Consider the following 10,312-nt stretch of genomic DNA (forward strand, 5'->3'; position numbering starts at 1 on the left):
GGTGCTGGCTCAGTTGCCCGCCCACACGGGAGCACGCCCTTCGGCAAACGCGCGCGGCCCTTCCTGCGCATCGTTGCTCGCGTACACGTTGCGATAAATGTGGAAGGCCGCTTCGGCGGCGTTGTCGCAGCCGACGCTCATCGCGGTCAGGATCGCGCGCTTGCCCGCGGCCACCGAAAGCGGCGCATTGTCGCGGATGCGCTCCGCCAGCTGCCGGGCCCGCGCGTGGACACTGGCGGCATCGGGTTCGAGATAGTTGACGAAGCCCAGCTTTTCCAGCTTCTCGATCGGATACATGTCGCCGGTCATCGTCATTTCCATGAGTATGGGCTCGGGCAGCATCCAGACCAGCGGCATGCCCCACGGCGATCCGCGTCCGATCTTCGTTTCGGTGATGCCGATCCGCGCGCCCGCCAGCCCCACGCGAATGTCGGCGTTCAGGCTCAACAGCATGCCGCCCGCCGCCACGTGCCCCGTCATCGCCGCGATGATGGGCACCCTGACCCGGCGCATGCGGGTCTGGAACGGGTCCCGATGAAACGTCAATATGTCCTCCCCCGTTTCCGCCTTCATGCGTGCGGCTTCCTTCAGGTCCAGGCCGGCGCAGAAGGTTCCGCACTCCGCCGACGTCAGGATGACCACGCGGATGGACGGGGTCTCGTCGATCTTCTGCCACAGCTTCGCCAGGCCGTTCGAGACCGAGATCGACAGCGCGTTGCGCTGCTTCGGCCTGTTGATCGTCACCGTGGCGATGCCTTCGTCGACAGTGAAGAGGAGATCGTCTTGCTGTTCCATGGAATATCTCTCCAGTTCAGGAAACCAGTTGCTTGCGTGCGGGCCGGCCGGCGTGCATCAGCTTGCCGGCCAGGGGACGGCCGATGATCTGCTCGGCGCAAAGCGCCGCCTCGATGAGCGCGTCGAGATCCAGGCCCGTCGCAATGCCCATCTCCTCGCACATGAAGGCCATGTCTTCCGTGCAGATGTTGCCGGCGCCCTGCGCATTGGCGTGCTTCGCGAAAGGGCAGCCGCCCAGGCCCGCGACCGAACTGTCGAACAGGTCGACCCCCATCTGCAGCGCGGCCAGGACATTGGCGGCGCCGATGCCGCGGGTGTCGTGCAGGTGCGTGCCGATGCGCGCCTCGGGCAGCAGCGTCCGCACGGCGCCGACCACCCGGCGTATGGCCTCGGGATCGGCCCAGCCCACGGTGTCGGCCAGGTAGATCGCCGGCAGCGGAACGGCCAGCTCCTTGCAAAGCCCGACCAGGAAGCGCACGTTCTCCAGCACCCGCTCCAGCGGCACCGCTCCTTCGTAGTTACATCCGAAGGAGGTGATCACATAGGCTTTTTCGAGCGGCACGCCGGCGTCCACGTACATGCGCGCCCATGCGGCCTGCCGCTCGCGCTGCTGCGCCGCCGTGCAGTTGTTGTTCATCAGGCAGAACGTATCGGTCGTATAGAAGATCAGCTTGCCGTCGAGATCGACGCCCGGCGTGGCCGAGGCCCGGCGGAATCCCGTTTCGTTCAGCCACAGCGCGGTGTACCTGACGCCGTCGCGCTTGCGGATGGCGCCGAACAATTCGGCCGTGTCCGCCATCGCGGGCACCGCCTTCGGACTCACGAACGAACCGACCTGCACCTGTTTCAGGCCGCTAGCCGCAAGCCGCTCCACCAGCCTGGCCCGCTGTTCGAGCGGATAAATGGCGGGTTCGATCTGAAAACCCTCGCGCGGCCCTTCCTCGTGAAACTCGACCGCTCTTGGCAAATCGCTCATGGTTCCTGTCCTGATTCTCGTCGGTCAAAGATCGTTCCCGGCGCCCGGGGATCCCCGGTGCGCATGACTCGCCCCGCAATCGAACAGGGCCTGGATGTCATCGGGCGCATAGCCAAGCTCCTTCAGGATTTCCTCGCTGTGCTCGCCCAGGCTGGGCGCATGGCGCCGGTGCTCCGGTACGCTCCGGGACCAGTCCGTCGGCACGTTCATCGTCCGGATCAGGCCCTCGGTCGGATGCCGGGAATCGACGAAGAATCCCTCGTCCTTCAGATGCGGGTCGTCCTGGATGGACTCCAGGGTATGGATCGGCATGGCGGCGATGTCGGCCGCCAGCAGCTTGTCGAGCCATTCGGCGGTGGAGCCCCGCGACAAGGCCTCGGCGAACGCGTCGTAGAGCTCGTCGATATGCCCGGCGATATCCAGCTGCGTGTCATAGCGGCCCGACGCCGCCATGTCCGGCCGGCCGGCAATGTCGAAGAAGCGATGCCACTGGTCGCGCGTATAGGGGCCGCCGCAAATGTGCCCGTCGCTCGTGGCGTGGACGCGGCGCTCGAACAGCCGCTTGTAGCCGGCCGGATGCGTCGGCGGCTGCAGGGTGTGCGCGCACAGATGAGGCGTCATGACGAACTGCACCATGGACTCGAACATCGGCACCTCGACGTGCTGGCCCAGCCCCGTCGCCTCTCTTTCCAGAAGGGCGGCCAGCACCGTGTGGACGGCGACCAGCCCGACCGTCTGGTCGGCGATCCAGGCCGGCACGAGCTGCGGCGATCCGTGGGTGCGCGCGTGCAGGCCCGCCAGTCCGGACACTCCCTGGATGATGTCGTCGAACGCCGGCCTGCCGGCATAGCGGCCCTTGCTGCCGAAGCCGACCAGGGAGCAGTACACCAGCCTGGGGTTGCAGTGCCTGACCGACTCGTAATCCACGCCCAGCTTGCTCAACGCGCCGGGGCGTATGTTGGTGATCAATGCGTCGGCATCGCGGATCAGCCGGAGCAGGACTTCGCGGCCCCGCGGGGACTTCAGATTCAGCACCAGGCTGCGCTTGTTCCGGTTCAGCGTCAGGAACAGCGGCGACATGCCTGGGTTTCTGCCTTGCGCCTGCGCGCGCATCATGTCGCCGCCGCCGGGCTCCTCGATCTTGATGATATCCGCCCCCAGGTCGCCCATGATCTGGGTGGCATAAGGCCCCATCCCTATCGTGCTGAGGTCGAGGATTCGATACTTGGACAATGGACCGGTCATGAATCACTCAGGCTTGATGCCTGCCTTCCTTGCATAGTTTCCCCACGCCTCGAGCTGGCTGGAGACGAAGGCAGTCACCGCATCCAGGCTCATGTAGTTCGGCTTCAGGCCCATGCCCAGGAAGCGCGACGAAACATTTTCCTGGTTCACGATTTCTTTCAGCGCGGCGTTCAACCGCTCGACGATCTCTACCGGCGTGCCGGCGGGCGCGGCCACGCCCATCCAGCCGGAAATGCCGAGGGGCCGATAGCCGCTCTCGGCCAGCGTGGGAACGGTCGGAACGGCGGACAGCCGGGTCGACGTGCTGATGACGAGCGGGCGCACCTTCTTCCCTTCGACGAACGGCTGCGCGGCCGGAACATCGGCCACCGCCACGTCCAGCCGGCCGCCGACCAGATCGGTCAAGGTCTGCGGCTGGCTTTTGTAGGGAATGCCTTCGGCATGGATGCCCAGCAGATCCGCAAAGGCGGCAAACAGGACCTGCGACGTGGGACTGCCGTACCCGTAGGTAAGCCGGTCGCCCTTGCTGGCCGCATAACTCACGAATTCCGACAGCGACTTGGCGGGACTGGTCTCGCCGACCAGCAACAGGTAGTTGGCCTCGACAAGAACCGTGACATGGGAAAAATCCGCCTTGGGGTCGTAGCTGATCTTGTTGACCAGCCACGGCGCGGCCGAATGCGTCGCGCTGGAAGTGATCAGCAGCGTATAGCCATCCGGCTTGGCGCGCGCCACCGCGCTCGAGCCGATCGCCCCGGATGCGCCCGGCTTGTTGTCGACGATGAACGAACCACCCAGTTTCTTGCCGAGTTCCTCGGCGACGATTCGGCCGAAGATGTCCGTCCCGCTGCCCGCGGCGAATGGAACGATGATCGTTACCGGCCGCTGCGGATACGCCTCGGCGTAGGCATTGCCGGCAACCAGCACGGAGGCCGAGAACAAGTGCAACAAAGGCTTGAACAGACGATTCATGAGCACCACCTATGGGCCTGGATGACAGGCCAGTTGTCTCGTTTGCGCGTATGATGTTATGGTATCCGCGTAGTGGTGCAGTCTAGACGGAGGCTCTCCAAATGGAAGGTCGTACGAATACCCAGTTCATCCCGCGCGGAGTCGCCGACATGATGAGTCTGGCTGCTCTTGCGTCCCTTTTCTCCCCGGTGCCGACCTGTCTCACCACCCGACGCAGCGTTCTGTGGTGCAACGACCGATTCGCCGAACTACTGGACTACGAGCTTCCCGAAATAAGCGGCCAGAGCCTCCGCTCGTTCTACGACAATGAATCGGAATACGACGCCCGCGGAAGGCAGGGCATCGTCGCATTTGCGGCGTCGCCGCATTGCGAAACGATCGTCCATTGGCGCACCCGCACGGGCTCGGCCCTGCTCATCAAGGCGTTCGGCCGCAGCCTGGACGCCAAGGATCCCTTTGCGAAGATGGTATGGGCGCTCTATCCGGCCCAGCAGGACACGAGCATGGGCGGCCTGCCCCGGCGGCAGAAAGAGGTCCTGGCGCTGCTGAGAAAGGGGCTGACCAGCAAGGAAATCGCCCGGACCCTGCAAATCAGTCCGCGCACCGTGGAAAAGCACCGCGCGCAGCTGCTCGAGCGAGCCGGGGTGGCCAATACTGCGGCGTTGATATCCAGGTTCGCGTAGGTAGCGGGCTCGTCGGCAGGGGATCGGCGCCATGTTCGCCGCCCTGCCGCCACGAAGACAGGCCGCCCGGTTCACCAACCGGGCGGCCTTTGCACCGGACGATCCTCATACCGGATCGTCCAGTCCCAGCTGCACCTGCTCGGCCGCCCGCAGCACCGCCCGCGCCTTGGCCTCCGTCTCCAGCCATTCCTTCTCGGGTTCCGAATCCGCCACCACGCCGGCGGCCGCCTGCGCGTACAGCATGCCGTTCTTGATCACGCCGGTGCGGATGGCGATGGCCAGGTCCATTTCGCCGCCGTAGCTCAGGTAGCCCGCCGCCCCGCCGTATACGCAGCGCCGTACGGGCTCCAGTTCGTCGATCAGTTCCAGCGCCCGCACCTTGGGGGCACCCGACAGCGTGCCGGCCGGGAAGGTCGCGCGCAGCACGTCCATGGAACTCATGTCCCGGCGCAGCAGCCCGGTGACGTTGGACACCAGGTGCATGACGTGTGAATAGCGCTCGATCGCCAACTGGTCGGTCACCTGCACCGAGCCGATTTCGGCGATGCGGCCGACGTCGTTGCGGGCCAGGTCGATCAGCATGACATGCTCGGCGATCTCCTTGGGATCGGCGCGCAGTTCCTCGGCCAGTGCCAGATCTTCCTCGGGCGTGCCGCCACGCGGCCGGGTGCCCGCCAGCGGCCGGATGGTGACCCGGCTGCGGGTCTCGCCCTGTTCCTGCACCGCCTCCTGCCGCACCAGGATCTCGGGCGAGGAACCGACGACGTGGAAATCGCCGAAGTTCCAGAAGTACATGTACGGCGACGGATTGAGCGAGCGCAGCGCGCGGTACAGCGACAGCGGCGAATCGCGGAAGGGCTTGGCGATGACCTGGCCCACCTGGACCTGCATCAGGTCGCCGGCGGCGATGTATTCCTTGGCCTTGCGCACCGCAGCCAGGTAGTCCGGCTTCTGGAAGTCGCGCCGCGCCTCGGTGACCATGCTGGCCTGGCTGTACGGAATCTCGACCGGGCGGCGCAACTGCGTGCGCAGGTCCAGCAGGCGGGTGCGGGCGCGGGCATAGGCTTCCCGCTGGGAGGGGTCGGCGTAGACCATCAGGTAAAGCCGTCCGCTCAGGTTGTCGATGATGGCCAGTTCGTCGATCAGGAGCAGCAGCAGGTCGGGCACCGGGTCGCCCATGCCGACGGGGTCGGGCTTGGTGCAGGGGCCCAGGCGCGGCTCGATGTGGCGGACCATGTCGTGGCCGAAGTAGCCGGCCAGCCCACCCACGAAACGGGGCATTCCGGGGCGCAGGGCAACCTTGAAGCGCTTCTGGTATTCGGCGATGAAAGCGAGCGGATCGCCCTCGTGGCGCTCGACCACCTGGTCGTCGGTCACCACTTCCACGCTGCGGCCGCGGGCGCGGATGAAGGAGCGCGCCGGCAGGCCGATGAACGAATAGCGTCCGAAGCGTTCGCCGCCCACCACCGACTCGAGCAGGCAGCTCATGGCACCGCGCCGCGGACCGTTCTGCGCCAGCTTCAGGTAGAGCCCGAGCGGGGTGTCGAGATCGGCGTAGGTCTCGGATACCAGCGGAATGCGGTTGTATCCCTGGGCGGCCAGGGCCTGGAATTCGACTTCGGTCATGTTTGCCTCGTATCGCGTGGAATGTTGCGGCTCCGCCGGAGGCCGTGTCCGGAACGCACGAGCAGACATGCCCCGACGATCCGGCAGGACTCGGGCGGGGAGATTCGTATCGGAATGCTTGCTTGTGTGGCCGGTCAGCGCGCTGACGTACGGCCGGAAAGAATCACCACTACCCGGCGGACGAACGCCACCAGCGCCACCAGGCGCAGGATTGGGCGAACGGCTGAGTCATGGCAACCATTTTGTGCGGGAAAGACCCTGGGAAGAAACTAGAACGAAGGCGGTGTAACCACCGTGGTCCGGGACAGGACCTGGGACTGCGCAATCCACTGCGCCGCGTCCAAAAGCGAGGAAACTATACCATCGGACTCGATCGCCTGCACGTCGCGCCCCTCGTTGTAGCCATAGGGCACCAGCAGCACGCGGCACCCGGCGGCCTTGGCGGCCGAGGCGTCGTTCATCGAGTCGCCCACCACCACCGCCTCGACGGGTTCGACGCCCAGCAGCCCGCAGGCGTGCAGCATGGGCATGGGGTCGGGTTTCTTGCGGGCCACGCTGTCGCCGCTGATCACCGCGTCGAAGTACGCGCGCAGGCCGATCCGTTCCAGCAGCGGGCCGGTGAACTCGGCCGGCTTGTTGGTCACGACGGCGATCCGCAAGCCCTGTGCCTTCATGGCCTGCAAGCCCTCGATCACGCCGCCGAAAATGCGCGCCTTCTCGCCGTTGACCACATGGTAGGCGTTGCGGAAGGTCTGCAGCGCCTGCGCGAAACGCTCCTGGCCGGCCAGGCCTTCCAGGCTGCCCGACAGCGCGCGATGGACCAGGTTCTCCATGCCCTTGCCGACGAACGTGGCGATCACGTCTTCGCGCAGGGGTGCCAGGCCGAACTCGACCCGCATGGCGTTGGCGGCGCTCGCCAGATCGGGCACGGAATCCACCAGGGTGCCGTCGAGGTCGATCAGTACGGCGCGAAAAGTCATGCGGGCTCCTTGCTTGCCGGGTTGCGCTCAGGCGCAGGACGGATCGCCCTTGGCGATCTGCGCGCGCATTTCCTTGATGACCGCCGCGTAGTCGGGCTTGCCGAAGATGGCCGACCCGGCGACGAAGGTGTCGGCGCCCGCCGCCCGAACCGCGGCGATGTTGTCGGTCTTCACGCCGCCGTCGACCTCCAGCAGGACGGTTCGTCCGGTCTCGGCGCGCCAGCGGTCCAGCCGGCCGCGCGCCAGGCGCAGCTTGTCCAGCGCCGACGGCAGGAAACTCTGGCCGCCGAAGCCCGGGTTGACCGACATCAGCAACACCAGATCCAGCTTGTCCATCACGTGGTCCATCCAGTCCAGCGGGGTGGCGGGATTGAACACCAGACCGGCCTGACAGCCCTGGTCGCGGATCAGCGCCAGGGTCCGGTCGACATGGCGCGAGGCCTCGGGGTGGAAAGTGATGACATCGGCGCCGGCCTTGGCGAACATGGGGATCAGGGCGTCCACCGGCTCGACCATCAGGTGCACGTCGATGGGTACCTGCACGTGCGGGCGGATGGCTTCGCAGACCATGGGGCCGATGGTCAGGTTGGGCACGTAATGGTTGTCCATCACGTCGAAATGTATCCAATCGGCACCGGCGGCCACGACATTGCGCACCTCTTCCCCCAAGCGGGCGAAATCGGCGGATAGAATGCTGGGGGCGATGCGCGTGGAAGCGGGCCCGGAAATGGTGAAGGCTGGCATAAGATATTCCGTTTACAGAAGCAAGGTGCCGGACGTCTTTGCGGACGCCTTGCCCGCGGACTCCGGACCGGCCGGATGCATCCCATTGTAGAAGCTTGTCAGATCCCTATGGCGCACGCATGAAATCTCACGAACTCACGGTGACCGTACAGCCCCGCTACCTGTCCGACCAATCCGACCCGGCCCAGCGGCAGTACGTCTTTGCGTACACCATCCGCATCACCAACACCGGATCCGAACCCGCCCAATTGATCAGCCGCCACTGGATCATCACCGACGGCAATCAGCAGCAGCAGGAAGTCCGGGGCCTGGGAGTCGTGGGCCAGCAGCCCCTGCTGCAGCCGGGCGAAAGCTTCGAGTACACCAGCGGCTGCCCGCTTCCCACCCCGGTTGGCACCATGCGCGGCACCTACCATTGCGTGGGCGAGAACGGCATGCCTTTCGAAGTCGACATCCCCGAGTTCGTCCTGGCCATGCCCCGCACGCTGCATTGAATGAGGTCCCCCCCTACGCCCTTACGGGCGCCCCCCAGGGGGCGATGCGGGTGGACCGGCGGAGCCGGATCCACCGCATCCTGGGTCTAGTAAGGGCGTCTTGGGTTGCGGCGCGGGTGCTGTCGCTGGCTGCCGGCGATAGCATCGGTGCGATATGGCAAGATGGGCATGCCGGACCCAGGGTGCCGCGGAGCCGGCTTTGCCGGTCCGCCAGCGTCGCCTCCTTGAGGGGGAGCGGCCATAGGCCGCCAGGGGGTGGGTTCCCTTCAGCGCCGCCGCCTCAAGGGGGAGGGGGCGTAGGCCCCTTGGGGGTGGTCTCCCCATCCGTGCCGCCCGCATCCTCCCCTGGGGGGCGCGCGGAGCGCGCAGGGGGGGACCTTCTACCCCGCATGGTCCAGACCACGATGAACACCAGTAAGGCAAGCGCCAGAAACGCTTCCAGCAGGAGCAACCACATAATGTCCCTTCGCGAGTTCGCTTTCAGAAACTTGCATTGTCCCCGATTTACCCGCTTTCCCCTGCCCGCGCTGGCCGTGGCCGCCGCCGTGGCCGGCTGCGCCCAGCCGGCCGGCACGGGGCAGCCTCCGCAGGACGGATCGGCGCCGCCGCCCCAGCCCGCCGTAGTCACGCCGGCACCGGCACCGGCTCCCGCCCCCGCTCCCGCGCCGGCGCCCGAAGGCGCCAAGCCCCTGCCCCCGCCGGTGCCCCGTCCCGCCGGCAAGCCGGCCCTGCAGAGCAGCAAGCACTACTCGCGGGCGACGTGGCAGCAGTTGCCGGGGTGGAAGACCGACACGGTCGAGGCGCTGTGGCGCCCCTTCATGGCCAACTGCCGGTCCATCGTCCTGCGCACCGGCCGGCCGGTTTCCAACACCGCGCCCGCCATGGCCGATCCCTACGCCTGGCAACAGACCTGCGCCGCCGCGCGGACGCTGCCGCCCGCGCCGTCGGCCGACCAGGTGCGCGCCTTCATGGAGCACTGGCTGCAGCCCTGGTCGGTGCGCGGCCCGGGCGGCGAGCTCGCATCGGGGGTGGCCACGAGCTATTACGAGCCGCTGGTGCGAGCCTCGCGCGAACGCGGCGGCCCCTACCAATGGCCGCTGTACGCGGTGCCGGCCGATCTGCTGACCATAGATCTGGGCTCGCTCTACCCGGAACTCGTGGGCAAGCGCATACGCGGCAAGCTCGACGGCAGGCGCGTGATTCCGTACGACACCCGCAGCGAGATCGAGCGGCCCGAGCGCCAGCCCCCGGCCATCGTCTGGGTCGACGATCCGGTCGATGCCTTTTTCCTGCAGGTGCAGGGCACGGGCCGCGCGGTGCTCGATGCCGGCCCGGGCCAGGGCGCCGTCATCCGCCTCGCCTACGCCGACCACAACGGCCATCCCTACGTATCGATCGGCAAATGGCTGATCGACAAGGGCGAACTGACCATGGCCCAGGCATCGATGCAGGGCATACGGGCCTGGGCGCAGCGCAACCCCGACCGCGTCAAGGACATGCTCAACGCCAATCCGGCCGTGGTGTTCTTCCGGGAGGAGGCCGTGGCCGACCCGTCCGAGGGGCCGCGCGGCGCCATGGGCCTGCCGCTGACGCCGCACCGCTCGCTGGCGGTGGATCCGTCCATCGTGCCGCTGGGCAGTCCGGTGTTCCTGTCGACCACCCAGCCCGCATCGCGGCAGCCCATGAACGTGGTGGCGCTGGCGCAGGACACCGGCACGGCCATCAAGGGCCCGGCGCGGGTGGATCTGTTCTGGGGCTTCGGCGACGAGGCCGGGGAAATGGCCGGCCGCATGAAGC

The 10,312-nt window shown here is 66.9% G+C and carries 10 protein-coding genes; 3 read left to right on the top strand and 7 right to left on the bottom strand.

The window, feature by feature from the left end; all coding sequences use genetic code 11:
- Positions 1-9: 9 nt before the first annotated feature.
- The 4 genes from N5K27_RS24410 to N5K27_RS24425 are packed head-to-tail and all read right to left on the bottom strand — an operon-like array spanning position 10 to position 3,988.
- Positions 10-795: an enoyl-CoA hydratase-related protein gene (locus N5K27_RS24410; RefSeq protein WP_087840679.1), complete on the bottom strand. Its 786-nt coding sequence runs from the start codon at positions 793-795 to the stop codon at positions 10-12.
- Between the two features lie 16 nt (positions 796-811).
- Positions 812-1,771 (bottom strand): hydroxymethylglutaryl-CoA lyase, encoded by a 960-nt coding sequence (locus N5K27_RS24415; RefSeq protein ID WP_087840680.1) that lies wholly within the window; start codon positions 1,769-1,771, stop codon positions 812-814.
- Positions 1,772-1,795: 24 nt separating this feature from the next.
- Positions 1,796-3,016 carry a CoA transferase gene (locus N5K27_RS24420; protein ID WP_087840681.1) on the bottom strand — a complete coding sequence of 407 codons (1,221 nt, stop codon included), beginning with the start codon at positions 3,014-3,016 and terminating at the stop codon, positions 1,796-1,798.
- 3 nt (positions 3,017-3,019) lie between these two features.
- Positions 3,020-3,988 carry a tripartite tricarboxylate transporter substrate binding protein gene (locus N5K27_RS24425; protein ID WP_279819748.1) on the bottom strand — a complete coding sequence of 323 codons (969 nt, stop codon included), beginning with the start codon at positions 3,986-3,988 and terminating at the stop codon, positions 3,020-3,022.
- 101 nt (positions 3,989-4,089) lie between these two features.
- Here N5K27_RS24425 and N5K27_RS24430 point away from each other — a divergent pair, with 101 nt between their 5' ends.
- Positions 4,090-4,671 carry a LuxR C-terminal-related transcriptional regulator gene (locus N5K27_RS24430; RefSeq protein WP_087840683.1) on the top strand — a complete coding sequence of 194 codons (582 nt, stop codon included), beginning with the start codon at positions 4,090-4,092 and terminating at the stop codon, positions 4,669-4,671.
- Between the two features lie 105 nt (positions 4,672-4,776).
- On the opposite strand, the gene N5K27_RS24435 is transcribed toward N5K27_RS24430, so the two are convergent.
- The 3 genes from N5K27_RS24435 to rpe form a co-directional block, all read right to left on the bottom strand.
- Complete coding sequence (locus N5K27_RS24435) at positions 4,777-6,297, bottom strand: chorismate-binding protein (RefSeq protein ID WP_279819751.1); 1,521 nt, start codon at positions 6,295-6,297, stop codon at positions 4,777-4,779.
- A gap of 269 nt (positions 6,298-6,566) precedes the next feature.
- Positions 6,567-7,277 (bottom strand): phosphoglycolate phosphatase, encoded by a 711-nt coding sequence (locus N5K27_RS24440; RefSeq protein WP_279819754.1) that lies wholly within the window; start codon positions 7,275-7,277, stop codon positions 6,567-6,569.
- A 27-nt stretch (positions 7,278-7,304) separates the two neighbouring features.
- Entirely contained in the window at positions 7,305-8,021 is a 717-nt protein-coding gene (gene rpe, locus N5K27_RS24445) for a ribulose-phosphate 3-epimerase (RefSeq protein WP_279819757.1), read from the bottom strand.
- Between the two features lie 119 nt (positions 8,022-8,140).
- On the opposite strand from rpe, the gene apaG reads away from it, so the two are divergent.
- Both apaG and N5K27_RS24455 read left to right on the top strand, forming a co-directional pair.
- Positions 8,141-8,515, top strand: a complete 375-nt coding sequence (apaG, locus tag N5K27_RS24450) for a Co2+/Mg2+ efflux protein ApaG (protein ID WP_279819760.1) — start codon at positions 8,141-8,143, stop codon at positions 8,513-8,515.
- A gap of 488 nt (positions 8,516-9,003) precedes the next feature.
- Positions 9,004-10,312 (top strand): murein transglycosylase A (locus tag N5K27_RS24455; RefSeq protein WP_279819763.1); only part of this gene is annotated, 1,309 nt, incomplete at its 3' end.

Source organism: Pigmentiphaga sp. GD03639, assembly GCF_029845405.1.
GTDB classification, from domain to species: Bacteria; Pseudomonadota; Gammaproteobacteria; order Burkholderiales; family Burkholderiaceae_B; genus Pigmentiphaga; species Pigmentiphaga daeguensis.

Excerpts from the sequence above, each read along its gene's own strand:
- N5K27_RS24410 (WP_087840679.1), bottom strand. The coding sequence starts at position 795 with ATGGAACAGCAAGACGATCTCCTCTTCACTGTCGACGAAGGCATCGCC.
- N5K27_RS24415 (WP_087840680.1), bottom strand. The coding sequence starts at position 1,771 with ATGAGCGATTTGCCAAGAGCGGTCGAGTTTCACGAGGAAGGGCCGCGC.
- N5K27_RS24420 (WP_087840681.1), bottom strand. The coding sequence starts at position 3,016 with ATGACCGGTCCATTGTCCAAGTATCGAATCCTCGACCTCAGCACGATA.
- N5K27_RS24425 (WP_279819748.1), bottom strand. The coding sequence starts at position 3,988 with ATGAATCGTCTGTTCAAGCCTTTGTTGCACTTGTTCTCGGCCTCCGTG.
- N5K27_RS24430 (WP_087840683.1), top strand. The coding sequence starts at position 4,090 with ATGGAAGGTCGTACGAATACCCAGTTCATCCCGCGCGGAGTCGCCGAC.
- N5K27_RS24435 (WP_279819751.1), bottom strand. The coding sequence starts at position 6,297 with ATGACCGAAGTCGAATTCCAGGCCCTGGCCGCCCAGGGATACAACCGC.
- N5K27_RS24440 (WP_279819754.1), bottom strand. The coding sequence starts at position 7,277 with ATGACTTTTCGCGCCGTACTGATCGACCTCGACGGCACCCTGGTGGAT.
- rpe (WP_279819757.1), bottom strand. The coding sequence starts at position 8,021 with ATGCCAGCCTTCACCATTTCCGGGCCCGCTTCCACGCGCATCGCCCCC.
- apaG (WP_279819760.1), top strand. The coding sequence starts at position 8,141 with ATGAAATCTCACGAACTCACGGTGACCGTACAGCCCCGCTACCTGTCC.